Source organism: Chromobacterium haemolyticum (assembly GCF_002081825.1).
Lineage (GTDB): Bacteria > Pseudomonadota > Gammaproteobacteria > Burkholderiales > Chromobacteriaceae > Chromobacterium > Chromobacterium fluminis.
The window spans coordinates 17,941-41,507 of sequence record NZ_MUKU01000032.1; the positions used below are offsets into that span (position 1 = coordinate 17,941).

Consider the following 23,567-nt stretch of genomic DNA (forward strand, 5'->3'; position numbering starts at 1 on the left):
TCGTGTTCAGAGCGCGTGCAAGCGCGGCGAGCTCCGGTCGCGGCGTAGGGCCGCCAGCTTGTCCAGGTCCGGCCTCACGCCCAAGCCGGGGCCGGACGGCAAGTGCAGCTCGAAATCCCGGTAGCAGAGAGGCTCGGTCAGCAATTCCTCGGTCAGCAGCAGCGGGCCGAATAGCTCGCTGCCCCAGTCCAGCTGTTCGAAAGTGGAGAACAACTGGGCCGAGGCGATGGTGCCGATGCCGCCCTCCAGCATGGTGCCGCCGTAAAGACCCAGGCCATTGACGGCGGCGATCTCGGCCACCTGCCGTGCGGCGAACAAGCCGCCGGACTGCGCTATCTTCACCGCGAACACATCGGCGGCGTCCTGGCGCGCCAGTTGGTTGGCGTCCGCCGGGCCGTGCAGGGATTCGTCCGCCATGATGGGCACCTCGAAACGCCGCGCCAGCCGCGCCAGCGCGGCGGGGTGTTCGCGCGGCACCGGTTGTTCGATCAGCTCCACGCCGCCGTCCTGCAGCCGGGCGATGGCGCGTTCGGCCTGCATCTCACTCCAGGCCTGGTTGACGTCGACGCGCACGCCGGCGCGGCCGTCCAGCGCGCGGCGGATGGCCAGCACGTGTGCCACGTCGTCTTCCGGCGCGCGCAGGCCTATCTTCAGCTTGAATACGCGGTGACGGCGCCGATCCAGCATATCTTCGGCCTCGTCGATGTCGCGGCCGGTGTCTCCGCTGGCCAGGGTCCAGGCCACCGGCAAGCTGTCGCGCACCCGGCCGCCCAGCAAGTCGCTCACCGGCACGCCCAATCTTTGCGCCTGGATGTCCAGCAAGGCGGTTTCCAGCGCGCATTTGGCGAAGCGGTTGCCGCGGGCGCCGCGGCGCAGCTTGACCAGCAGTCGGCCCAGGCCGCGGGCGTCCTCGCCCAGCAGCAGCGGCGCCAAGTGGCGGTCGATATTGGTTTTGACGCTTTCCGGGCTTTCCTCTCCGTATTGCAGCCCGCCTATGGTGGTGGCCTCGCCCCAGCCTTCCAGCCCGTCGCGGCAGCGGATGCGCACCAGGGCCAGCGTCTGGCTGCGCATGGTGGCCACCGACAGTTGGTGCGGGCGGATGGTGGGCAGGTCGACCAGGATGGTCTCCACCGTGTCTATCGCGGTATCAGGTATCAAGATTGCGCTCCCGTGGTTTCGGATATCATGCAAGCCTGTGGAACCGCGGGTCCAACACCGTTTTCGTCTGCTTCCATACCTGTGAGGTATTGAATGGAATTGCGCCATCTGCGCTACTTCGTCGCCGTCGCCGAAGAGCTCAACTTCACTCGCGCGGCGGAAAGACTGCACATCGCCCAGCCGCCGCTGAGCCGACAGATCCAGCAACTGGAGGAGGAACTGGGCCTGTTGCTGCTGGACCGCGGCGCGAGGCCGCTGCAGCTGACCGAGGCCGGCCGCTTCTTCTACGCCCAGGCGCGCAATCTGCTGGCCCAGGCCCAGGGCATGCGCGCGATGACGCGCAAGATCGCTCTGGCGCGCCGCCAGCTGGTGATAGGTTATGTCGGCTCCACTCTGTACCGGCCGCTGCCGGAGGTGATACGCCGTTTCCGCGCCATCCACGCCGACACCGAGCTGTCCTTGCTGGAAATGACTTCGTTGGAGCAGGTGGAGGCCTTGAAAGCCGGACGCATCGACGTCGGCTTCGGCCGGCTGTTGTTCGACGACCCGGCGGTAGAGCGCGAGGTGCTGGCCGAGGAGGCCCTGTGGCTGGCGCTGCCGCTGGAGCATCCGCTGGTGGGGCGAGAAGGCCCGCTGCGCTTGCGCGACGCGGCGGAGGAGACGGTGCTGATCTATCCACGCCAGCCGCGCCCCAGTTACGCCGACCAGGTGTTGTCCGCCTTCCGCCAGCGCGCGCTGGAGCCCGCTTACGCGCTGGAGGTGCGCGAGCTGCAAGCCGCGCTGGGCCTGGTGGCCGCCGGCATGGGGGTGTGCGTGGTGCCGGCCAGCGTGTTGCGGCTGCGCCGAGACGATGTGGTCTACCGGCCGCTGACGGACGAGGGCCTGGCGTCGCCGCTGATCATGAGCGCGCGGCGCGGGGACTGCTCAGAGGAACTGGTCCTGATCCGACGCTTATTGCGCGAGCTGTTGCCGCGCGAGGAGGTGTTGGAGGAGTAGGGCGTTGGCGCTGGTTCATGTCTTATTGCGGAACTCGCTTGGCGGTAAGCCAAGCTGGCGCTTGAAGCAGCGACAGAAATAAGCGGGATCGTTGAAGCCGAGATCATAGGCCACGCGGCTGATCGGCCAGGCGCTGTAAGCCAGCATGCGGCGCGCCTCCAGCATCAGACGCTCCTGCGTCAAGGCGAAGGCGGTTTTCCGGCTCAGCTTGAGGCTGGCGCGGTTGAGCTTGCTGGCCGTCACGCATAAGGCGTCCGCATAGCGCGGGATGTCCCAATGCTCGCGATAGCGTTCTTCCAACAAGGCGTGGAAACGGGCTAGCAAATCGCGCTCGGCCGGGTACCCGCCGCCGCCGGCGTCCTGCTCGTCGACCAGGCGCGCCAGCATCAGCAGAAGGGCCTTGAGCAAGCAGTCCACCATCAAGTCTTGACCGCGTTGCGGCCAGTGCAATTCTGCCAGCAGTTGGCCAAACAAGGATTCGATGCGTTCCCTGGCCGGCCAGTCCCGCCGCAGATCCACCAGCCTGGGCGTTTGCAGCAGCGGCCGCAACAAGGCGCTGGCTTGATCCGGATCGTGTGTCAGCGCGCTTTCGGCCACGGTCAAGACAAAGCCCTGCGCCTCTTCCAGAAAACTGAAGCCATGCACCGTCGCCGGCGGCAGGCATATGGCCGCCGGTCCACTCAGCGGATATTCCCGGTCGTCGATGCGCGCCTTGACTTCGCCGTCCAGCAGGCAAAGCAACTGGAACAGGCCGCGATGACAATGATCGGCGATTTCCCAGTCGAAGCGACGGCTGCGCGAGCTGAGCAGCTCGAGATGCAGAAACGCCGCGTCTGTGACGCTGCTCTCTTCGCCATACAGGGTGAATTCCGGCGCGCGGTCCATGCGGCTCTCCCGAATCAAGACTGAGCAAATAGTACAAGTCTTTGTCAGCTTGCTCCATTTAGCACGTTCCCGGTAGCGGCTAGGATTTCCCTGGCAAATCAATGTATTCGGCTGCACGGTTTTCCGCCGTCATTGCTGCGGCGCAATATGCGGTGGCTTGGCATTGCCGCAATCGTGCAAGCCTTGTCACGCTCTTCATGGAGGCTTGCCATGCGTACATCCGTGGGCATCATCGGCGCCGGCCCTGCCGGCCTGCTGCTGGCGCAGTTGCTGCAGCGGCACGGCATCGATTCCGTGGTGCTGGAGGCGCGGGGGCGCGCCGAGATCGAATCGACGGTGCGCGCCGGCGTGCTGGAGCCGGGGACGGTGGAATTGCTGGCGGAGGCCGGCGCGGACGCGCGGCTGCGTCGCCTGGGGCAGGAGCACCGCGGCATAGCGCTGGCCTTTGACGGAGGCCGCCACCGCATCGACTTGTACGCGCTGACCGGGCGCGCCATCACCGTCTACGCCCAGCACGAGTTGCTGAAGGATTTGATCACCGCGCGGCTGGAGGCCGGTGGCGGGCTGTTGTTCGACTGCCCGGTCACGGCGCTGGAGGCTTTCGACGGCAGCGGCCCAGCTCGGATACGCTACCGCGACGCCGGCGGCGAGCGGGCGCTGGAGTGCGACTTCATCGTCGGCTGCGATGGTTTTCACGGCATCGCGCGCCAGGCGCTGGGCGAGCGCGAACCGCCTTGGCAGCGGCAATACCCGTTTGCCTGGTTCGGCATTCTGGCGGCGACGCCGCCCTCGGCTCCGGAACTGATCTATGCCTGCCATGAACGCGGTTTCGCCCTGGTCAGCACCCGTTCGCCCACGCTGCAGCGGCTCTATTTCCAGTGCGCGCCGGACGACAGCGTGGACGCCTGGCCGGACGCCAGTATCTGGGACGAATTGCAGGCCAGGGTGCCGGCCGCCGATGGCGTGGGCCTGGAGCGGGGGGAGATCCTGCACAAGAACATCGTCGCGATGCGCAGTTTCGTCGCGCGCAACTTGCAGCGCGGCCGGCTGTTTCTGGCCGGCGACGCCGCCCACATCGTGCCGCCCACCGGCGCCAAAGGACTCAACCTGGCCGCGGCCGACGTGCGTTTATTGGCCTTGGCCCTGGTAGAACATTTCCGGGACGGCAGCGAAGCGGCGCTGCTCGATTACAGCCGGCGCGCCTTGCGCCGCATCTGGCGCGCCGAGCACTTTTCCTGGCGGCTGACTGGCTTGCTGCACGCTTTTCCCGATGCCGGCCCGTTTGAACGCGAGATGCAGCGCGCCGAGCTCGACTACCTGGTGTCCTCGCGCGCGGCGGCCACCAGCCTGGCCGAGAACTATGTCGGCATGCCCAGGGACTGGGACTGAGCCGTCAACAAGCAAGAGCCTGTTCAAAGGAGAGGTCATGAGCAAACCGCCGCTGGATGTGCAGACCATCATCGACGAGCGTTTCAGCCCTTGTCAGCGCCTGCTGCTGGCGCTTTGCTTCCTGGTGGTGGCGGTGGATGGCTTCGATACCGCCGCCGTCGGCTATATCGCGCCGGCCCTGGTGCAGGAGTGGGGCGTGCCGCGCGCCGCGCTGGGGCCGGTGCTGAGCGCGGCCCTGTTCGGCCTGGCGCTTGGCGCATTGAGCGCCGGGCCGCTGGCGGACCGCTACGGCCGCAAATCCGTGCTGCTGGCCTCGGTGCTGTTCTTCGGCGCGGGCAGCCTGGCCAGCGCCTTCGCCGCCACCTTGGAGCAATTGACCGCCTTACGTTTTCTGACCGGCCTGGGGCTGGGCGCAGCGATGCCCAATGCGGTGACGCTGATGTCGGAATTCGCGCCGGCCCGCTACCGAGCGGTGCTGGTGAACGCGATGTTCTGCGGCTTTCCGCTTGGCGCGTCGGCGGGCGGGGTGCTCGCCTCCTGGCTGATTCCGCATTACGGCTGGCGCAGCGTGCTCTTGCTCGGCGGCCTCGCGCCGCTGGGGCTGGCCGTGCCGCTGTGGCGCTATTTGCCGGAGTCCGTGCGCCACATGGCCGCCCACGGCGCGCCGGCGGCGCGTATCCGCGGCGTGCTGGAGCGCATCGCCGGGCGCGATCTGTCCGTCGAGCCCGGCTTTGTCGCCGCCGAGCCGGCGCTGGGCGGGCGCTCGGCAGTGGGCGTCGTCCTGGCGCCGGCCTACCGGCTGGGCTCGCTGATGCTGTGGCTGGCTTATTTCATGGGGCTGTTGATCTTTTATCTGCTGACCAGTTGGCTGCCTCTCCTGATCAAGGACGCCGGCTTTTCCATCAGCCAGGCCGCGCTGATGACCGCCTTGTTTCCGCTGGGAGGCGGCATCGGCACCTTGGCCGCAGGATATTTGATGGACCGCTTCAACCCCAACCGGGTGGTGGCGCTGGGCTATGCCTTGACCGCGGCGCTGATCTTCGCCGTGGGACAGGGAACGGCGACGATGCTGAGCCTGGGCGGCCTGATCTTTCTGGCCGGCACGGCGATGAACGGCGCTCAATCGTCGATGCCGGCCTTGGCCGCCGGCTTCTACCCCACCCATGGCCGCGCCACCGGCGTGGCCTGGATGCTGGGCATCGGGCGCTTTGGCGGCATCGCCGGCGCCTTGCTGGGCGGCGAGCTGCTGCGCCGGCAGCTGGAGCTGGACACCATCTTCGCGCTGCTGGCGATTCCGGCTGTGCTGGCCACTGCGGCCTTGCTGTGCAAGCAGCGCTTTGCCGCCGTGGCGGCGCCCTTCGACGCAGCCCGGCCCGCAACGTCGTCGCTGCCAACCTCAAACGAACAGGAGCAAGCCCATGTGGATACCCGCTCAGAGCGCGGATGAACTTTACCCGCGGGATCATCGCGATCATCCGCCGGCATTGACGCCGGACTACAAGAGCAGCGTGTTGCGCGCGCCGCACCATGCGCAGATCGCCTTGCAGCATTCGCTGTCGGAAATCACCGGACCGGTCTTCCATGGCGAAGAGCTGGGCGCGCTGGATCACGATCTGACGCGCAATTACGCGCGGCAGGGCTCGCCGATAGGTGAGCGCATCATCGTGCACGGTTTTGTTCGCGACCAAAACGGCCGTCCGGCGCCCAATACCCTGGTGGAAATATGGCAGGCCAACGCCGGCGGCCGCTACCGGCATCGCCAGGACCAGTACCTGGCGCCCATAGATCCCCATTTCGGCGGTTGCGGCCGCGCGCTGACCGACGAAAACGGCTATTACTTCTTCCGCAGCATCAAGCCCGGTCCCTATCCATGGCGCAACCGCGCCAACGATTGGCGGCCGGCCCACATCCATTTTTCCCTGTCCGGCGCCGCCTATGCGCAGCGCTTGATCACTCAGATGTATTTCGAGGGCGATCCCTTGATCGCCAGTTGCCCCATTGTCGGGACCATAGGCGACGAGGAGCAGGTACGGGGGCTGATCGCGCAACTGGATCGCAAGGCGACAGTGCCTTTCGACAGCCTGGCCTATCGTTTCGATATCGTGTTGCGCGGCCGGCGCGTCACCTTGTTCGAAAACCGCGTTCAAACCACGCAGGAGGTTTCATGAATCCGTTCCCGATCCCGCAAGCCGTGCTGCGCGAAACCGCCTCCCAAACCGCCGGCCCTTATGTCCACATCGGGCTGGCGCCGCAACAGGCCGGTTTCGATATTTTCCAGAGTCGCTTGGGTTCCTGCTTGCTGACGGACGGTCTGGAGGGCCAGCCCATCGTCTTGCATGGGCAAGTGCTGGATGGCGCCAGCGCGCCGGTGCGCGACGCGCTGCTGGAGATCTGGCAGGCGGACGCCCTCGGCCGCTATGCCGGAGCGGAGGCTGGAGGCTTCCGCGGCTGGGCGCGCGCCTGCACTGATTTCGACAGCGGGCGCTATCGCTTCGACACGATCAAGCCTGGCCGGGCACCGGGGCGGGACGGCCGCTGGATGGCGCCGCACATCAATGTCTGGCTGGTGGCGCGCGGCATCAATCTCGGCCTCCATACCCGGATTTACTTCGCCGACGAGGCAGAGGCCAATGCCGCGGACCCGGTGTTGAACCTGATCGACGGGGAAGCAAGGCGGCAGACCCTGCTGGCGTTGCCGGACAGCTCCAGCGACGGACTCGCCTACCGTTTCGATATCCATCTGCAAGGGGAGAGGGAAACAGTGTTCTTCGAGTTGTAAGGGCCGCGCAATCAGCTGTCCAAGGCCGCTTCGAGGACACGCGTTTTCAAGCGGCTCCGCCCGGCCCAGGCGATCAAGGCCATCAGCACGCCGGCGACCTGCGTCACGCCGAAACCGGCGCGCACGCCGGCGTGGTCCACCACCCAGCCGGTCAACGCCGCGCCCAGCGCCACGCCGCTGGCCAGGCCGGTGATCAGCCAGGTCAGGCCCTCGGTCAACTGAGCCGGCGCCACCATCTCCTCCACCAAGCCCATCGCCACGATCATGGTGGGGGCGAAGAACACCCCGGCCAGCAGCATGCCCGCGCCCAGCAGCCACAGATTGGAAACCAGTAGCAAGGGCAGGGTGGCCAAGGCGGTAGCGGCGGCGGCCCAGACGAAGAGCCGCGGCAGCGGCATGTTGAGCTTGCGCGCGCCGAACAGCAGGCCGGCCAGGCAGGAGCCGATCGCGTACACCGACAACACGATGCTGGCCGCCGCCGGCTGCCCTTGCTGCTGGGCGAAGGCGACGCTGATCACGTCCACCGCGCCGGCGATGGTGCCCAGCGCCAGCAGGGCCAGGATCAACACCCGCATGCCGGCCAAGGACGCGACCGAGCCGCGACGTTCCCGTGCGCTGGGGTGCACCGGCGGTTCGGTGCCGGTTTGCGCGCAGAAGGCGGCGACGCCGCCGGCCAGCAGCACGGCGGCCAGTAAGGGCCCGGCCTGCGGAAACGCCGCCACGCTCAGGCCAACGGCAATGGGCGGGCCGACGATGAAGCACACCTCATCCAATACCGATTCCAGCGAAAACGCGGTGTGCAGTTGCGGCGAGCCGCGATAGATTTCGGTCCAGCGCGCGCGCGCCATCGCCGACATGCTGGGCATGCAGCCGGCGAGGGCGGCGGAAACGAACAAGGTCCACACCGACCATTGCGCCCAGCTGCAAAACAACAGCGCCAGCATCGCCGTCACGCTGAGCGCGGTGGCGGCCGGCAATACCCGACGCTGGCCGTAGCGGTCCACCAATCTGGAGATCTGCGGCGCTAGCAGCGCCATCGAAAAGGTGAAGGTGGCGGCGACGGCGCCGGCCAGCCAATAGGAGCCGGAGGTTTGCGACAACATGGTGATGATGCCGATGCCGGTCATGGAGATTGGCATCCGCGCTACCCAGGCGGCGGCGGAGAAAGCCAGGCTGCCGGGATGGGAGAACAGGCTAAGGTAGGGGTTGGCCATCGGGTTTCCTTGTGACGGACGATGTGAATACAGCTCGTCCGCTGTTTTAATATACGCGACGTATGTTAAACTAATCGACATACATTCCGTATGTCAAATGCGGGGTGACGACCCAGGCGGCAACAGGAGAACGCGATGGCAGGCAAAACGCGCAGCGAAACCATGGAGGAAACCCGGAACCGGCTGCTGCAGTCTGCGCGCCGCAGCTTTGGCGTCGATGGTTACGCCGCGACGGTGATGGACGAGTTGACCGCCGCCGCTGGCGTGACTCGTGGCGCGCTCTACCACCACTTTGGCGACAAGAAGGGCTTGCTGTTGGCGGTGGCCCAGGCGCTGGACGCCGAGATCGAGGCCGGCCTGGCGCGGGCGGAGCGCGAGGCGGCGGACCCGTGGCAGGGTTTCAAGCGCCGTTGCCGCGCTTACCTGCAAGCGGTCACGCAGCCGGAGGCGCAACGCATTTTGCTGTATGATGCGCCGGCGGCGCTGGGCGCCGAATACGTGCAGGCCGGCCAGCGGCAGTGCGTCGGCGCCATCGCCGAGCGCTTGCGCGCGCTGATGGACGCCGGCCTGATCCGCCCCGCCGATCCTCAGGCGCTGGCGCGTTTGATCAACGGCGCGCTGGTGGAGGGCGCTTGCTGGGCGTCCGGCGCCGAGCAGCCGGCGGCGGCGCTGGCTCAGACGCTGGACGCGCTGGAGATCTTGCTGGAAGGGTTGCGGCTAAGCGTCTGAGCCGTCGCCGCCGTCGCAGGACGAGGCGGCCAAGGCTTCTTCCGCCAGCTGGAAGGCGGTGTTCGCCGCCGGCACGCCGCCATATATCGCCACCTGCAGCAGGGTTTCCTTCAGTTCGTCCCGGCTGACGCCATTGTTGCGCGCCGCGCGCAAATGCAGCTTCAGCTCCGCCTCTCTGCCCAGCACCGCCAGCATGGCGATGGTGATCAGGCTGCGCTGCCGGCGCGATAGGCCAGGGCGATCCCAGATCTCGCCCCAGGCGTAGCGGGTGATCAGGTCCAGGAAATCGCCGTTGAAGTCGTTGCGTCCGGCCTGACTGCGGTCCACGTGGGCGTCGCCAAGCACTTCCCGGCGTATGCCTTCGCCCTGGCGCAGTCGTTCTTGTTCATTCATCCGTTCGCTCCCGATAACGACGCAAGACTCGCGCCACCATGGCATCGGCCGCGCCCAGATTTTGAGAAGGCTCCAATAGCGTGCTCAATTCGTCGTGGCTCAGCAAGGCCGACAATTCGGGGTGGCCGCGCAGCGCGTCGGCCAGGTCTTCCCCGCGTAGGCGCGCCTGTTGGCAGCACTCCGCCACCAGCTGATGAGCGCGCGAGCGGCCCAGCCGCTCTCCCAAGGCCATGGTCACCGCTTCCGCCATGATCAGGCCGCAGCTGGCGGCAAGATTGCGGCGCATGGCGTCGGGGCGGACTTCCAGCCCGCGCAACAGCTCCACCGCCTGGCGCAAGGCCCCGGCGCACAAGCACAGCAGCTCAGGCAGCGTTTCCCACTCCGCATGCCAGCCGCCCAGGCCGCGTTCCTGCTCCTGAACCTGGGCCGTCAGCAGGGTGGCGGCCAATCCCGGCGCCCGCGCGGCGGCGGCAAGCATCACCGCCGAGGCCACCGGATTGCGCTTGTGCGGCATGCTGGACGAGCCGCCGCGGCCAGCTTGTTCCGGCTCGCACAACTCGGCGATTTCGGTTTGCATCGACAAGGACACATCGCGGCCCAGCTTGCCCAGGGTGCCGCACAAGAGCGCGCACCAGCAGGCCAGTTCGGCCAGGCGGTCGCGCTGGCTGTGCCAGGGCAGGTCCGGCGCGGCGAGATCCAGCCGCCGCGCCATCTGTTCCGCCACCGCCAGGCCATGTGGCTGCAGCGCGGCCAGGGTGCCGACCGCGCCGCCCAATTGCAGCGTCAGCAGGCGCGGGCGCAGCTGCCGCAAACGCTCGCGCTGGCGCAGCAGGGCATCCAGCAGGCTGGCCAGCTTCAGGCCCAAGGTAATGGGCGGCGCCTGTTGCAGCCAGGTGCGGCCGGCCATGATCTCGCCGCGGTGTTGCGCGCAGCGCTCCGCGCACAGCTCAATCAGGCTGTCGAGATCGGCAGCGATGCCTGCCAACGCCCGCCGCAATTGCAGCACCAGCGCGGTGTCCAGTATGTCCTGGCTGGTGGCGCCCCAGTGCACGAAGCCAGCGGCGACGGCATCGTCGGTGGCGACCAGCGCCGTCAGCTGGCGGACCAGGGGAATCGCCAGATTGCCGGCCTGCGCGGCGTCCGCCGCCAGCCGGGGCAGATCGATCCGCTCGACGCGACAGTGCGCGGCAATGGCTTCTGCCGCGGCGGGCAAAATCACCCCGACGTCGGCCTCGGCCCACGCCAGCGCGGCCTCGACGTCCAGCAGCGCCTGGATGGTGGCCTCGGGCGTGAAAGCCTGGGGCCCGACGCCGGGGCGGAATAAGGAATTGAGCAGTTCCATTGGCATCCTTGCTTCAGCTCGCGTCCAGGAATTCAAGCAGCGCTTGCTCAAAAGCGAGCGGCGCTTCCAGATTGGACAGATGGGAGGCTGGCAGCAGCGCCAGCCTGGCCTTAGGCATGGCCGCCACCATTCTCTCCGCTTCCGCTGCGGTGGTGACTGGATCGTAACTTCCGGCAATCAGCAGTGTGGGCGTGGCGATGCGCGGCAAGTCCGCGCGCAGGTCGGCGTCGGCCAGCGCCTCGCAGCAAGCGGCGTAGCCGTCCGGCGAAGCGCTCTCCAGCCAGGCGCGGGCCTGCTCGACGGCGTCCGGCGCCTTAGCGCAAAAATCGGCGCTGAACCAACGCAGATGGGCGCTGGAGGCTAATTCCGCCATGCCCTCGGCGCGCACTTGGGCGGCGCGCTGCCGCCAGGCTTCGCTTTCGCCTATTTTGGCTGCGCTATTGCTGACGACCAGGCATTGCAGGCGTTCCGGCGCGTAAGCGCCTAGCCACAGGCCGGTGAGGCCCCCCATGGAAATGCCGCAAAAGTGCGCGCGCTCGATGTCCAGCGCATCCAGCAGCGACAGCGCGTCGCCGGCGAGGTCCGCCAACCTGCACTCGGCGCTGGCCGTACTGGCGCCGTGGCCGCGCACATCGTAGCGCAGCACCCGGTAACGCTGGCTCAAGGCCGCAAGTTGAGGCTTCCACATGTCCAACGTGGCGCCCAGGGAGTTGGACAGCAACAATGCCGGCGCGGCCGGAGGGCCCTCTAGTTGGTAGTGCAGCGAATGGCTGGCTAGTTTCAGCATTGGCATGACGGGCTCCTTTATCTATGCCTGGGATTTCAAAACCGTAGGCGCCGCGTCCAGCCGCGCCATCGCGAACAAGGCTAGCGCGCCGGCCAGCACCGGCGCGGCGGCCCAAGCGAAGAAACCGTGCGCGGAACCCGCCGCGGAGAGCAGTAGAGCGCCGGTCATCGAGCCGATGATGGAGCCGGCGCGGCCGGCCGCCAGCGCCCAGCTTACCCCGGTGGCGCGCGCCTGGGTGGGGTAGAGCGTGGCGGCGAGTATGCTCAAATTGTTCAAGGCGCCGGTCAGGCTGAAGCCCACCAGGAACACCGTGGCGAACAGCCAGCCGCCGTCGCCCAGCGCCGCGCCCACGGCGGACAGCGCCAGCGCCGCCAGCAAGCACAGCCAGGGAAGCACCCGGCGCGCGCCCATCCGGTCCATCAGCATGGCCATGACCACGCCGCCTACCGCGCCGCCCAGCGGCACCATGGCGCTGATGCGCGCCGCCTGAGCGGTGCTGTAGCCGTGGTCCCGCAGAATGGTGGGCATCCAGTTGGTCAACAGATAGAACACGAACAAGCAGCAGAAAAAAGTCAGCCACAACAGCAAAGTGCGGGCGCGAGCGCCGGCGACGAACAGCAGGCTGGCCGAGGTGCGGCCGGAAGACGCCGCGTTTTCGTGGCGAAAGGGCTGGCTTTGCCAATGAGGGTCCGGATTGATGCGGGCAACGATGCGGCGCAGCGCGTCTATCTGCTCCGGTCTGCCTGCGAGATAGCATACGGACTCCGGCAACAGCCAGACCATGAAGGGCAGCAAGAGCAGAGGCGCCAGGCCGCCGGCCACCAGCACGCCTTGCCAGCCCCATAACGGAATAATCTGGCTGGCGACACCACCGCCCAGGGCCAATCCGGCGGTAAACCCAGCGTAGCTGAGCGTCACCAGCAACATGCGGTGGCGAGCAGGAGAGTATTCCGAGCTCAGCGTAATGCAATTGGGCAGCACGCCGCCCAGGCCGATGCCGGTGATAAAGCGCAACAGCGCCAGCGTTTCTATCGATTTGGATTGCGCCGAGGCCAAGGTGCCCAGACCAAAGATCAAGGTGCACAGCAGCAGCACCCGCTTGCGGCCCAGGCGGTCCGCCACCGGACCGAAGGCGAAATTGCCTATCAGCATGCCGAACAAGCCTGCGCCGAAAGCCGGCGCCAGTTGACCGCGGGAAATGCCCCATTGGCCGATTAGCTCCGGCGCGATGTAGCCGATGGCGGCGGTGTCGAAGCCGTCCAGCAGCACGATGAGAAAACACAGCGTCAACACCATGACTTGATAGCGGGACAGCGGGCTGTCGTCGATGAACTCGCTGATGTCCATAGGCTTGTTCTGCATGGGGGGCTCCTATGAGAGTGGGCGCGCGGTCGGCTCTCTCCGTGTCGCGCCTCGCCGACGCGCGATTGATGGCGAACAGGTTCTCAGACGCGCTCGATGATCAGCGCAATGCCTTGCCCCACGCCTATGCACATGCTGCACAGCGCGTAGCGGCCGCCGTTGCGTTGCAACTGATACAGCGCGGTGGCGGCCAGTCGCGCGCCGCTGGCGCCCAGAGGATGGCCGAGGGCGATGGCGCCGCCGTTGGGGTTGACGTGCTCGGCGTCGTCCGGCAAGCCCAGGTCGCGCAATACAGCCAGCGCCTGGGCGGCGAAGGCCTCGTTAAGTTCGATTACGTCCATTTGATCCAGGCGCAGCCCGGCCAGAGTCAAGACTTTGCGGATGGCCGGCGCCGGACCGAAGCCCATGATGCGCGGCTCCACGCCGGCGCAGGCCATGGCCAGTACGCGTGCGCGCGGCGTCAGGCCATGGCGTTTCAGCGCGCCTTCTCCGGCCAGCAGCAGCGCCGCCGCGCCGTCGTTGATGCCGGAGGCGTTGCCGGCGGTGACGCTGCCGTCGGTCCGCACCACGCCCTTGAGCCGGGCCAGCGCCTCCAGCGAGGTGGTGCGCGGGTGTTCGTCGCGCGTGAAGCGCAGCGGCTCGCTCTTGGGACGCGGAATCAGCACCTCCATCAGTTCATCGTCCAGCCGGCCGGCCTCCTGCGCGGCAGCGGCTCGCAGCTGGCTGCGCAGCGCGAAAGCGTCCTGATCCGCGCGCGAGATGCGGAACTGCTCGGCCACGTTTTCCGCGGTTTCCGGCATCGAGTCCACACCGTAGCGCTCGCGCAGCAAGGGGTTGACGAAACGCCAGCCCATGGTGCTGTCCTCTATGCGCAGATTGCGGGCGAAGGCGCTGTCCGCCTTGCCCATCACATAGGGCGCGCGGCTCATGCTTTCCACGCCGCCGGCAATCAGCAGTTCGGCTTCGCCGCTCTTGATGGCGCGCGCGGCCTGGCCAATGGCGTCCAGGCTGGAACCGCACAGGCGGTTGATCGTGCTGGCGGGGGTGGATGCCGGCAGGCCGGCCAGCAACACGGCCATGCGCGCCACGTTGCGATTGTCTTCGCCGGCCTGGTTGGCGCAACCATAAAAAACATCGTCCAACAAGGCCCAGTCCACGCCCGGATTGCGTTGTTGCAACGCGTTCAAGGGCAGGGCGGCCAGATCGTCGGCGCGCAGGGTGGACAGCCCGCCGCCGTAGCGGCCAAAGGGGGTGCGGATGGCGTCGCAGATATAAGCTTGTTTCATTGGATACCTCCTTGACGGGCATCGGTCAGCCGAACCGGAGTCAGCCGCTGCAACTCATCGAAATCCAGGCCGTGCACGCATTCGCGCACCAGCAACTCTCCGTCGCGGAGGTCGATCACCGCGAGGTCGGTGTACACGCGGTGCACGCAAGCAACGCCGGTCAGAGGATAACTGCAGGCTTCCACCAGCTTGCATTCGCCCTGTTTGTTCAAATGTTCCATCATCACGAACACTTGCTTGGCGCCTATGGCCAGGTCCATCGCGCCGCCCACCGCCGGAATGGCGTCCGGCGCGCCGGTATGCCAGTTGGCCAGGTCCCCGCGCCTCGACACCTGAAAAGCGCCCAACACGCAGATGTCCAGATGACCGCCGCGCATCATGGCGAAAGAATCGCCATGGTGGAAAAAGCAGCCGCCGGGCAATAGCGTGACCGGCTCCTTGCCGGCGTTGATCAGGTCCGGGTCCGCCTGGCCTGGAGCCGGCGCCGGCCCCATGCCCAGCAGGCCGTTTTCGCTATGCAGGAAGATATCCAGCTCCGGCGGCAGATAGTCGGCCACCCGGGTGGGCAGGCCAATACCCAAGTTGACGTATGCGCCTTCCGGGATGTCGCGCGCCACCCGCGCCGCCATCTGTTCGCGGTCCAGTCGCTTATGCATGCCGGCCTCCTTGCGTAAGCTGGCCGGCGACGCAAACCAGCTTGTGAACGAAGATGCCCGGCGTCACCACGGTTTCCGGGTCCATTTCGCCTAGCGGCAGCAGTTGCCCCACCTGGACGATGGTCTGGCGCGCGGCGGCGGCCATGATGGGGCCGAAGTTGCGCGCCGCCTTGCGGTATTGCAGATTGCCCCAGCGGTCTCCGCGGCAGGCCTTGATCAGGGCGAAGTCGGCGTGGATGGGGAGTTCCAGCACATAGTCGCGGCCATCGATTCGGCGGGTTTCCTTACCCTCCGCCAGCAGGGTGCCATAACCGGTGGGCGTGAAGATGGCGCCCAGCCCGGCGCCGGCGGCCTGGATGCGCGCCGCCAGATTGCCCTGTGGCACCAGTTCCAGTTCGATGTCGCCGGCGCGGTAGAGCGCGTCGAAAACCTGGGAGTCCGCTTGGCGCGGAAACGAGCAGACGATCTTGCGCACCCGGCGTGCTCGCAGCAACGCGGCCAGCCCGGTTTCGCCGTTGCCGGCGTTGTTGTTGACGATGGTGAGGTTGCGCGCGCCGTGGTCTATTAGCGCGTCTATCAATTCCGCCGGCTGGCCGGCGACGCCGAAGCCGCCGATCATCACCGTGGCGTCGTCGTGGATGTCGGCAATGGCGGTGGCGGGAGAACTTACCGTTTTATCTATCATCGACTGTCCTTTGCGGGTTGCATGCAGCCATAAAGGAGTTGTGCGATTATCGAACAAAATAACTTTAATCGCGCATTCAGCATGCTTGCCCGCCAGCGGCTGGGTCAATACGATGATCGCAATAGTGTGCGGTAATCGCTCAAGATGAAAAAAGGGAGGCAAGATGCAACAGCGGCAAGACCCTATCGCCGAAGAGGGCGTGGAAGAGACTTTCAGCGGCGACCCCAACTACATGGCCTCGCTGGCGCGCGGTTTGGCGGTGATTCAGGCCTTCTCCGCGCAGCGGCGCCTGCTGTCCACTTCGCAAATCAGCCAGCGCACCGGCATTCCTCGCGCGGCGGTGCGGCGCTGCTTGTACACCTTGAACAAGCTGGGCTTCGTGGACAGCGAGGACGGCCGTCATTTCTCCCTGCGGCCGCGCATCCTGGCGCTGGGCCACGCTTATCTGGGCTCCACGCCCTTGGCGCGCGCCGGCCAGCCTGTGTTGCGCCACGTGAGCAGCAGCGTCAACGAATCCAGCTCCATCGCCATCCTGGACGGCGACGACATCCTCTATATCGCGCGCGCCTTCACCAGCCGAATCATGACGGTGGACCTGGACATAGGCAGCCGTTTGCCCGCGGCGTGCACATCCATGGGCCGAGCGATGCTGAGCCGACTGCCCGCCGCCGAGCTCACTCAACTATTGGATCGGGCGAGGCTGGTCCAGCACACGCCGTACACCATCGTAGAGCGACCGGAGCTGGAGGCGGAGCTGGCGAGGGTGGCGGAGCAGGGCTATGCCTTGATTGATCAGGAGCTGGAAATCGGCCTGCGTTCCATCGCCGTGCCCATCATCGGCGCCGATGGCCGCGCCGCGGCGGCGATCAATGTCGGCGTGCAGGCGGCGCGCGTCAGCCGCGAGGATTTGTTATTGCGCATCTTGCCGGTGCTCCGCGAGGCGGCGGCGGAACTGGCCTTGCTGCTTGCTTGAGCAAAGCGTTGTCGATGAAGCGGATAGGACATCAGAATTAACAGCGCTTGAGAAAACCCTATGCTAAACCTACAGCAATAAAACATAGGTGAAAGCAGGACGAGATGTCGTTCAAGTTTCCAGAAAGGGTTCCTGCCGCGGGCGCCTCCGGTAATGCCGGGCTGGCTTCCGTCGTAGAGGCCGCCCCTGTGGGCGTGTTGGTGGTGGCGGCCGATGGACGCATGCTCTACGTCAACAGCGCGCTGGAAAACATGTTTGGCTACAACAAGGCCCAACTTCTTGGACAGCCGGTGGAAATGTTGTTGCCGGCGGATATTCGTGAACGCCATCTGGATTTTCGTCAGCTGTTTTTTGCCAATCCCACGCCCAGAACCATGGGCAGCGGCCGCGAACTGTTTGCCCAGCATGCCGATGGACGACAGTTCCCGATCGAAATCGGCCTGGGTTCGATGCCCCACGACGACGAAGTCTGCGCAGTGGCCTTTGTCAGCGACATCACGCCGCGACGCCGGCTCGAGCATCGCTTTTCTAAAGTGGTGTCGTCGCTGCCTATCGGCCTGCTGATGGCGGGCGCGGACGGCAGGATTTCAATGACCAATCAAGCGCTGGACGCCATGTTTGGTTATCCGCCAGGCGAACTGGTGGGCAAACCGGTGGAGGTGTTGCTGCCGCAGCGCGTGCGAAATGGCCACCCGGCTTTGCGCGCCGCCTTCGCCAAAGCGCCGGAAGTGCGGGCGATGGGCTCCGGTCGCGATCTGCTGGCCCAGCATCGGAACGGCAGCGAATTTCCGGTGGAAGTGGGTCTGACCCCGCTGGAAACCGAAGGGGAGCGGCAGGTGTTGGCCGCAATCACCGACATTTCCCTGCGCAAGAAATTTGAGGAAACGCTGCAGCAGGCCAACGCTCAACTGGAGGAGTTCACCTATGTGGCCTCCCATGATTTGCGCTCGCCTTTGCGCGGAATCGCGGATCTGATTTCGTGGATTCGCGAAGATTTGGATCCCTCCCAGCTCAGCGCGGATATAGAGAAAAACTTTACCCGGGCTGAAGAGCGCATCGCCCGCGCCGAACGCATGATAGAAGACTTGTTGGAATACGCGAGGGCAGGGCGCCAGGATGAACGATTTGAAGTGATTGACCCCGGTCAACTGGTGCGCGAAACCCTGGAACTCCTCGATATCTCCCCCGGTTTCCAGCTGGAGGTTGAAATCAATGCCAAGCCTTTTCCCGCCGCGCGCACACCGCTGTCCTTGGCGATCCGCAATTTGTTGTCCAATGCCTGCAAGCATCACGGCAGTGGCAAAGGCGTGATCCGCATCACGGTGGAGGAGGAGGGGCGTTTCAATCTGTTCACGGTGGAAGACGACGGTGTTGGCGTGCCAGAGGGCTCGGAAGAGCGTATTTTCAAGCTGTTTCACCGCGCCAGCAGTCAGGCGGCGGGGCATGGCGTTGGGCTGGCGGTGACCCGCCGCATGGTCAACAGCAATGGCGGCACCGTGGTGCTGGACCGAAACGGCACCTTGGGTGGAGCCTGTTTCCGCATCCGCTGGCCGCGGTTTCCGCTCAAGGAGGTGGAGTGATGGCAAGTGCGGTGATATCAAGCGATATTACGGTTTTACTGGTGGATGACGATGACGTGGCCATCGAAGGCGTATTGCGGGGGGTGCGCCGCCAGGGGCTTGAGTGCAAGATGGTGACCGCTAGCGATGGCCTTGAGGCCTTGCAAATCTTGCGCGGAACGCACGACAGCAAGCGGATTACCAGCCCCTTCCTGATTTTGCTAGATCTCAATATGCCGCGGATGGACGGGTTTCAATTCCTTGAAGCCGTCCGCGCCGACAACCAGTTGCGCCACTCGGTCATCTTCGTGCTGACCACCTCGTCTCGGGATGCGGACCGCATGCGCGCTTACGAAGAAAATGTAGCTGGCTATATGATGAAATCCGCCGTGGGTCCGCAATTCGTGAAACTGATGGATCTACTGCATTCTTACGCCCAGTCCGTGGTTTTGCCGGCCCGGTAATCGCAATGATCGACGATGTCGAATGCCTGCAAGAGGCTCCGCAGCAAGTCAGCGTGCTGGTGGTGGACGACGACGACGTCGACCGCGAGCGCATCATCCGCCTGTTGCACAGAAACGCCTTATGTTCGCAAATCCTGGAAGCGGACTCCAAGGCCAGCGCCTTGAGCCTGCTGGGCCGAGAGCTATTTGATTTCGTTTTTCTGGATTTCAAACTGGACGACGGCGACGGCCGCGAACTGGTGCCGTCCATCCAGCAACGCAACCAATCCTGTCTGATCGTGGCGGTCACCGGCACCGGCAATGAGCGAATCGCCGCCGAGGCCATCAAACTGGGCGTATACGAATACTTACCCAAGTTCGAGCTGACCGAGGACCGGTTGCGCCAAACCATCAGCGACGGCGTGCGGGTGGCGGCAATGCAGGCCAAGCTGCGTGAAACCGAACAGCTATTACAACACCGCAGCCTGTACGATTCGCTGACCGACTTGCCCAACCGCAACCTGTTTCTCGATCGCCTGGACCAGTTGTGCGCATTGCACGCTCGCAATCAGCTGCCGTTTGCCGTGTTGATGATAGATCTGGACCGTTTCAAGGAGGTCAACGATAAACTGGGCCACCAGGCGGGCGATTTGGTGTTGCGGGAAGTCGGCGCGCGCTTCGCCAGCCTGCTGCGAGGCTCGGATACCATTGCGCGCCTGGGCGGCGACGAATTCGCCGCCTTGCTTCTGGAGGTGGATGGCGCGGAGTGCGCGTTGGCCTTGGCAGAGAAAGTGGGGCATACGCTGGACGCGCCGATTCTGGTGGGCGAACACGCCTTGTCGATAGGCGCCTCCTTCGGCGTGGCCATGTGCCCGCAGCATGGCTGCGATCCCGCCCAGCTGTTGTCCTGCGCTGATATCGCAATGTACCAGGCAAAAAGCAACCTCGGCTCCGTTGCCTTGTACGCGGGCGAAAACGACAAACCCTGGCCCAAGTCGGGACAAACCACTCAGGCCTTGATTACCCAGCTAACCCGAGCGATCCAGCACGAGGAACTGGAAATGCATTACCAGCCAAAAGTCCGGCTGGACACCGAGGAAGTAGTCGGCTTCGAAGCCCTTGTCCGATGGAACAGCCCTGCACAGGGCCAGGTGAATCCCGATGATTTCATGCCCACGCTGGAGTCTTGCAATCTCTTGAGTCGTTTTACATACCTGACGCTGGAGCTGGTGCTGTCCCAGCAACAGCTCTGGATCAGGCAGTTGCAGGAACCATTCAAGATTGCGGTGAACATTTCTGCGAGGATGCTGGAAGATGGTCGCTTCGTCGAAGAAGTGATGACGCGGTTGGCCGGTTACAAGATTCCCCCCAAGCTACTGGTGTTGGAATTGACGGAAACCGCTCTAGTCATCAACCCGGTCAAGGCCAAGCAAATGATTGAGCAATTGCACGCCAGGGGCGTGTCCCTGTCTATAGACGACTTTGGCGCGGGCTTCACGTCCTTTACCTACCTGAAAAACTGCCCAATCACCGAAATCAAACTGGACAAGGCTTTTGCGCAGGAATTGGAGCCAGGCTCCTTCAACGCTTCACTGATACAGTGCATGGCGGTGTTTTGTCAGAGTCGTTCTATCGACTTTATTGTTGAAGGCGTGGAGCGCAAGAAGTATTGGCCAGTTTTGATGCAGCTAGGCTGCTATCTGGGTCAGGGCTACAGCATCGCCAAGCCCATGCCTGCATCTAAGGTATTGCCATGGTGGAAGATGTGGGAGCAAGGCAAGCGACGGGGGTGATATCGCGCCGCTTTCAAATATTCGCATAATGGGCAGTTAAGTCTAATCCTTTGTCATGTTTACCTATTGTAGAGGCTTCTGAATTTTGCCCTGCGCCTAGCATCGTAATCGCTAGGAACAAAGCGGCAACGTTGCGCGAATGCCGCAAAAAAATGCTCTTGATGTACTCTTTTGCTACGGGGTCTTTCGTGTATTCATAGTCTAAACAAGCCTTTACCTCTCTTGCGTCAAGTCCGAGTATGTCAGCTATGACATATCCCGCTACTGGCGGTGCCTGTCTTCTTCCTCCCATGATGTCACTCATCTTTTTTACGTCGATTAGCAGCAATTTTGCAACAGCATAATCACTCGTAAGCCCTTCTTTTTGCTTAATTTCTTCTACGTAGTCTTTGAATGTTTTCATTCGAACAATCCTTAATTATTTGCCATATCCCCAACTAGGGGTTAGCCTTCTGTTCAGACTATCCCCTGTGTGGGGTTAGTTTCGTTCTTGACAGATCATTTTATCAGCGTTGCAGCCCGCCAGCTGCACTGATATTCCAACGTGCTAGAGGTTCTCAAATGGCTGAACAACCGACTTCCAAACCTTCTCTCTCGGCAAATATGGCCGTCGTTATTGGCCGTATCAAAGCCGTCCGCAAGTCCGATGATTTCGTCCACACCGAAGTGATCCAGCCAGCCCCGGATGAATACAGCATGCCGGGGGTCGTAGAGGTTCGCTCCCGCAAGCGCCTGGGCGACATCGGACAAGATGTTCACATCAAGGTTCAGTGTACTGGCTACTACGGCAAGCCGTTCGATAGTAAAGACAAAGTTACCGGCGAGATTGTTAAGAAACGTGCTGTCATCAACGTTTTTTCCGCGATTGAAGATTAACCCCCGGTCTGCGCATTGGCTACGTGTGCGGACCTTTTCCATTTGTAGCCATGGAGATTGAAATGAAACATATGAATGTTGCCCGCAAGTTCGCCCTGGGTCTGTTCGCAATGGCTGCTGCTGCATCGGCCAACGCTGCTGTCTCTGAGGAGATTACCAAGGCCATCAAGGATTCCGGCGCTGACGCCGCTATCGTCGGTGGCTTGGTGCTCGTTGTGATGGTTGGCATTGCCGGCTTCAAATGGCTGCGTAAGGCGGTGTGATGGGCTTCGCTGTCGGCTATGCCTGCTATTCGGATCAGGCGTCGGCAGCGGACGCGCTTTACACGTCTACTGCTCCGCGCATTACTGAGACTGGCTATCAGGCTTTTGAGAAGAGCGGGCATAGCTGGCAGCTAAATAACTACCGTAACAGCCCCGATGGGGCTGTTTTAGTTTCTAGCTCGCTTGTTGTGCCTAAATTTGCTGAATGTGATCCTCAGCAGCTTATTTTTGACGGCGTCTCATTAGGTTGGCTGGTTTTGACGCCGGCAATTATTGTATGGGGCATTCTTGTTTTAAAAAGGGCGCTGACATGATTTATTTTGCCGCTGGTTTCATTTCTATTTTGTTTGTAGGAATGGTGCTATTCAAATGAATATAATGCGCCTGTTTCTATATTTTCTAGTGGGCGTCATGATTTCGGCGGCGGCTAGTTTTTCTTTTGCGGGAAGCTATAGAGTTGGCACCTATTATCGTTACGGTGATTCAATTACTCGCAAAGTGACATCCGCTTCTGACGCTCAAAAGCTATCTGATACCGTAATGAAGGTTGCTTTAGACGATGCTAAAAATGCGCGGGTGACTACGCAAATTGCTGTCAATATGGAGTCCAATCTAGTCCAGTCACGCATTCTTGATCAAATACCTATTCCCGCCGCTGCGGCTGCTGCTGCGGCTGCTTCAGCGCTTAAAAAGGGCCGCATTAATCCAGGTGCCATTGTTGCCAATCTTTTGGCTGATTATGCTGTTCAAAAAGGTTGGGAGATGATGAAAGATGCTCAATGTGAAATGAAGGCTGGCGGATGCTGGAATGCGCCTGCAAGCGGCATTAATGAGTCTAATGCTTCTGATTGTGATATGTATTCACTCGCTTGGGGTCAAAAGGGTACTTTTATAGTACATATTCCAGGTTGGGTTTGTATTCAAACTACGGGCGGCGGTCCTTCTTTTAATCCTGATAAATGTTTCTACAGAAACAACATTCCTGTCGGTGGCGGAGAGTATGCGGGTTATTACTGGTGCAGAGAAACGACGCCGGTCAAATATGCTCAGAGTTCGCCCGCCACTCAAAATGATATCGACAATTTGGCAAAAGACTATTACTACAACTATACGCAACCTCTTTTTGAAGGCTTTATGAAAGAGGGGACTATTTTTGAATTGGATGACAATACGCCTGTAACGACTTCTGGTGATCCTGTTACCGGTCCAAAGTCTGTTTCTGCATCGGGCACTAAAAAAAACGCTGACGGTACAGAATCGCAATGGCAAACAGAGACTCAGACCACTTATACCCCCAAAGGCGATGGCAAGGCCGGCGGTGAAATCAAAATTGGAAAAACGACTACGACAACGACAACAACAAATACGTGTACGGGTGCAGGCTCTTGCACAACTAATTCGAATACGACAACAACAAAGCCGCCTGAGGAACAAAAAACAGATTGTGACAAGCATCCCAATTCTATTGGTTGCTCGGAATATGGTGATCCTCCGACAATTACTATTCCGGAATCCACACAAAATGTCACATTTGAATGGAATCCCTTTTCACTTCCTGCCACATGTCCGCCTGATTATGTTTTTACGCTATCGAATGGGATGACGTACCATTATTCTTTTGAGTGGTTTTGTCGATTTGCTTCGGCTATGAAGACGGTCATTCTTTTGGCTGCATTTGTTGCTGCTTATTACATTTGTTTTGGTGCAAGGAAGGGTGAGTCATGAATCTTGCAAGCTTTTTAATTTCGATGGTGAAACCGCTTATTGCTCAGATTTTAGTGAGCCTTGGCTTGTCGATAATTACTTTTGGCGGCATTCAAATGATTTTGACGCAACTAAATGGCTATATTCAAAATAGCTTGAATGGCTTGCCTGTTGTTGTATCAAACTTATTTGGCTTGGCCGGTGTAGGTGAAGCGTTAGGTATTATTGTCGGTGCCTTTGCTTTTCGCTTGTCTATGGGTTCGTTTAAGCGCATTGACTTCAAGAGCAAATAATT

Annotated in this window: 26 protein-coding genes; 15 read left to right on the plus strand and 11 right to left on the minus strand. The window is 62.7% G+C overall.

Annotated features, from left to right (window positions below; all coding sequences use genetic code 11):
• Positions 1–6: 6 nt before the first annotated feature.
• On the minus strand, positions 7–1,158 hold the full coding sequence (locus tag B0T39_RS19040; RefSeq protein ID WP_303245585.1) for a muconate/chloromuconate family cycloisomerase: 1,152 nt from the start codon (positions 1,156–1,158) through the stop codon (positions 7–9).
• A gap of 93 nt (positions 1,159–1,251) precedes the next feature.
• Between B0T39_RS19040 and B0T39_RS19045 the strand changes: the two genes are divergently transcribed.
• A complete protein-coding gene (locus tag B0T39_RS19045) occupies positions 1,252–2,154 on the plus strand; it encodes a LysR family transcriptional regulator (protein WP_081549372.1) in 903 nt (300 codons plus the stop codon).
• Between the two features lie 15 nt (positions 2,155–2,169).
• Here B0T39_RS19045 and B0T39_RS19050 read toward each other — a convergent pair whose 3' ends face one another.
• The gene (locus B0T39_RS19050) at positions 2,170–3,039 is read right to left on the minus strand and encodes a helix-turn-helix domain-containing protein (protein WP_081549374.1); all 870 of its coding nucleotides are present in this window, start codon (positions 3,037–3,039) and stop codon (positions 2,170–2,172) included.
• Between the two features lie 210 nt (positions 3,040–3,249).
• On the opposite strand from B0T39_RS19050, the gene B0T39_RS19055 reads away from it, so the two are divergent.
• The 4 genes from B0T39_RS19055 to pcaG are packed head-to-tail and all read left to right on the plus strand — an operon-like array spanning position 3,250 to position 7,207.
• Entirely contained in the window at positions 3,250–4,428 is a 1,179-nt protein-coding gene (locus B0T39_RS19055; protein WP_081549376.1) for a 4-hydroxybenzoate 3-monooxygenase, read from the plus strand.
• Positions 4,429–4,465: 37 nt separating this feature from the next.
• Positions 4,466–5,875 carry an MFS transporter gene (locus B0T39_RS19060; protein ID WP_081549378.1) on the plus strand — a complete coding sequence of 470 codons (1,410 nt, stop codon included), beginning with the start codon at positions 4,466–4,468 and terminating at the stop codon, positions 5,873–5,875.
• A complete protein-coding gene (pcaH, locus tag B0T39_RS19065) occupies positions 5,847–6,596 on the plus strand; it encodes a protocatechuate 3,4-dioxygenase subunit beta (RefSeq protein ID WP_081549380.1) in 750 nt (249 codons plus the stop codon). Before B0T39_RS19060 ends, pcaH begins: the two co-directional genes overlap by 29 nt.
• Positions 6,593–7,207 (plus strand): protocatechuate 3,4-dioxygenase subunit alpha, encoded by a 615-nt coding sequence (gene pcaG, locus B0T39_RS19070; protein ID WP_081549382.1) that lies wholly within the window; start codon positions 6,593–6,595, stop codon positions 7,205–7,207. The genes pcaH and pcaG overlap by 4 nt, the downstream gene beginning before the upstream one ends.
• A gap of 11 nt (positions 7,208–7,218) precedes the next feature.
• Here the strand turns inward: pcaG and B0T39_RS19075 are convergent, their stop codons facing one another.
• Positions 7,219–8,421 carry an MFS transporter gene (locus tag B0T39_RS19075; protein WP_081549384.1) on the minus strand — a complete coding sequence of 401 codons (1,203 nt, stop codon included), beginning with the start codon at positions 8,419–8,421 and terminating at the stop codon, positions 7,219–7,221.
• A gap of 135 nt (positions 8,422–8,556) precedes the next feature.
• On the opposite strand from B0T39_RS19075, the gene B0T39_RS19080 reads away from it, so the two are divergent.
• Complete coding sequence (locus B0T39_RS19080) at positions 8,557–9,150, plus strand: TetR/AcrR family transcriptional regulator (protein WP_081549386.1); 594 nt, start codon at positions 8,557–8,559, stop codon at positions 9,148–9,150.
• Here B0T39_RS19080 and pcaC read toward each other — a convergent pair.
• From pcaC to B0T39_RS19115, 7 genes are all read right to left on the minus strand, one after another.
• On the minus strand, positions 9,139–9,543 hold the full coding sequence (gene pcaC / locus B0T39_RS19085) for a 4-carboxymuconolactone decarboxylase (protein WP_081549388.1): 405 nt from the start codon (positions 9,541–9,543) through the stop codon (positions 9,139–9,141). The two genes, B0T39_RS19080 and pcaC, sit on opposite strands and share 12 nt — an antisense overlap.
• Complete coding sequence (gene pcaB, locus B0T39_RS19090; RefSeq protein ID WP_141111302.1) at positions 9,536–10,885, minus strand: 3-carboxy-cis,cis-muconate cycloisomerase; 1,350 nt, start codon at positions 10,883–10,885, stop codon at positions 9,536–9,538. Before pcaB ends, pcaC begins: the two co-directional genes overlap by 8 nt.
• 13 nt (positions 10,886–10,898) lie before the next feature.
• Complete coding sequence (pcaD, locus tag B0T39_RS19095) at positions 10,899–11,678, minus strand: 3-oxoadipate enol-lactonase (protein WP_081549392.1); 780 nt, start codon at positions 11,676–11,678, stop codon at positions 10,899–10,901.
• Between the two features lie 15 nt (positions 11,679–11,693).
• The gene (locus tag B0T39_RS19100; protein ID WP_081549394.1) at positions 11,694–13,034 is read right to left on the minus strand and encodes an MFS transporter; all 1,341 of its coding nucleotides are present in this window, start codon (positions 13,032–13,034) and stop codon (positions 11,694–11,696) included.
• Between the two features lie 83 nt (positions 13,035–13,117).
• Positions 13,118–14,320, minus strand: a complete 1,203-nt coding sequence (pcaF, locus tag B0T39_RS19105) for a 3-oxoadipyl-CoA thiolase (RefSeq protein WP_081549396.1) — start codon at positions 14,318–14,320, stop codon at positions 13,118–13,120.
• Positions 14,317–14,976, minus strand: coding sequence for a 3-oxoacid CoA-transferase subunit B (locus B0T39_RS19110; protein ID WP_081549398.1), 660 nt, complete (start codon positions 14,974–14,976; stop codon positions 14,317–14,319). Before B0T39_RS19110 ends, pcaF begins: the two co-directional genes overlap by 4 nt.
• The gene (locus tag B0T39_RS19115) at positions 14,969–15,661 is read right to left on the minus strand and encodes a 3-oxoacid CoA-transferase subunit A (protein WP_081549400.1); all 693 of its coding nucleotides are present in this window, start codon (positions 15,659–15,661) and stop codon (positions 14,969–14,971) included. Before B0T39_RS19115 ends, B0T39_RS19110 begins: the two co-directional genes overlap by 8 nt.
• Before the next feature lie 163 nt (positions 15,662–15,824).
• Between B0T39_RS19115 and B0T39_RS19120 the strand changes: the two genes are divergently transcribed.
• The 4 genes from B0T39_RS19120 (at position 15,825) to B0T39_RS19135 (ending at position 20,429) form a co-directional block, all read left to right on the plus strand.
• Positions 15,825–16,634, plus strand: coding sequence for an IclR family transcriptional regulator domain-containing protein (locus tag B0T39_RS19120; protein ID WP_081549402.1), 810 nt, complete (start codon positions 15,825–15,827; stop codon positions 16,632–16,634).
• Between the two features lie 104 nt (positions 16,635–16,738).
• Positions 16,739–18,214 carry a sensor histidine kinase gene (locus B0T39_RS19125; protein ID WP_081549404.1) on the plus strand — a complete coding sequence of 492 codons (1,476 nt, stop codon included), beginning with the start codon at positions 16,739–16,741 and terminating at the stop codon, positions 18,212–18,214.
• A complete protein-coding gene (locus B0T39_RS19130; RefSeq protein WP_081549406.1) occupies positions 18,214–18,657 on the plus strand; it encodes a response regulator in 444 nt (147 codons plus the stop codon). The genes B0T39_RS19125 and B0T39_RS19130 overlap by 1 nt, the downstream gene beginning before the upstream one ends.
• A 5-nt stretch (positions 18,658–18,662) precedes the next feature.
• Entirely contained in the window at positions 18,663–20,429 is a 1,767-nt protein-coding gene (locus B0T39_RS19135; RefSeq protein WP_081549408.1) for a putative bifunctional diguanylate cyclase/phosphodiesterase, read from the plus strand.
• A gap of 13 nt (positions 20,430–20,442) precedes the next feature.
• Here B0T39_RS19135 and B0T39_RS19140 read toward each other — a convergent pair whose 3' ends face one another.
• Positions 20,443–20,832, minus strand: a complete 390-nt coding sequence (locus B0T39_RS19140) for a hypothetical protein (protein ID WP_081549409.1) — start codon at positions 20,830–20,832, stop codon at positions 20,443–20,445.
• A 158-nt stretch (positions 20,833–20,990) separates the two neighbouring features.
• Between B0T39_RS19140 and B0T39_RS19145 the strand changes: the two genes are divergently transcribed.
• The 5 genes from B0T39_RS19145 to B0T39_RS19155 all read left to right on the plus strand — a co-directional run bounded on the left by B0T39_RS19145 (position 20,991) and on the right by B0T39_RS19155 (position 23,565).
• A complete protein-coding gene (locus B0T39_RS19145) occupies positions 20,991–21,305 on the plus strand; it encodes a hypothetical protein (RefSeq protein WP_081549412.1) in 315 nt (104 codons plus the stop codon).
• A gap of 62 nt (positions 21,306–21,367) precedes the next feature.
• Positions 21,368–21,568, plus strand: a complete 201-nt coding sequence (locus B0T39_RS19150; protein WP_114152472.1) for a major capsid protein — start codon at positions 21,368–21,370, stop codon at positions 21,566–21,568.
• Positions 21,568–21,882, plus strand: a complete 315-nt coding sequence (locus B0T39_RS25235) for a hypothetical protein (RefSeq protein ID WP_141111303.1) — start codon at positions 21,568–21,570, stop codon at positions 21,880–21,882. The genes B0T39_RS19150 and B0T39_RS25235 overlap by 1 nt, the downstream gene beginning before the upstream one ends.
• A gap of 55 nt (positions 21,883–21,937) precedes the next feature.
• Entirely contained in the window at positions 21,938–23,293 is a 1,356-nt protein-coding gene (locus tag B0T39_RS25240) for a virulence factor TspB C-terminal domain-related protein (RefSeq protein WP_141111304.1), read from the plus strand.
• Positions 23,290–23,565, plus strand: coding sequence for a DUF2523 domain-containing protein (locus B0T39_RS19155; RefSeq protein ID WP_081549415.1), 276 nt, complete (start codon positions 23,290–23,292; stop codon positions 23,563–23,565). Before B0T39_RS25240 ends, B0T39_RS19155 begins: the two co-directional genes overlap by 4 nt.
• Positions 23,566–23,567 lie beyond the last annotated feature (2 nt).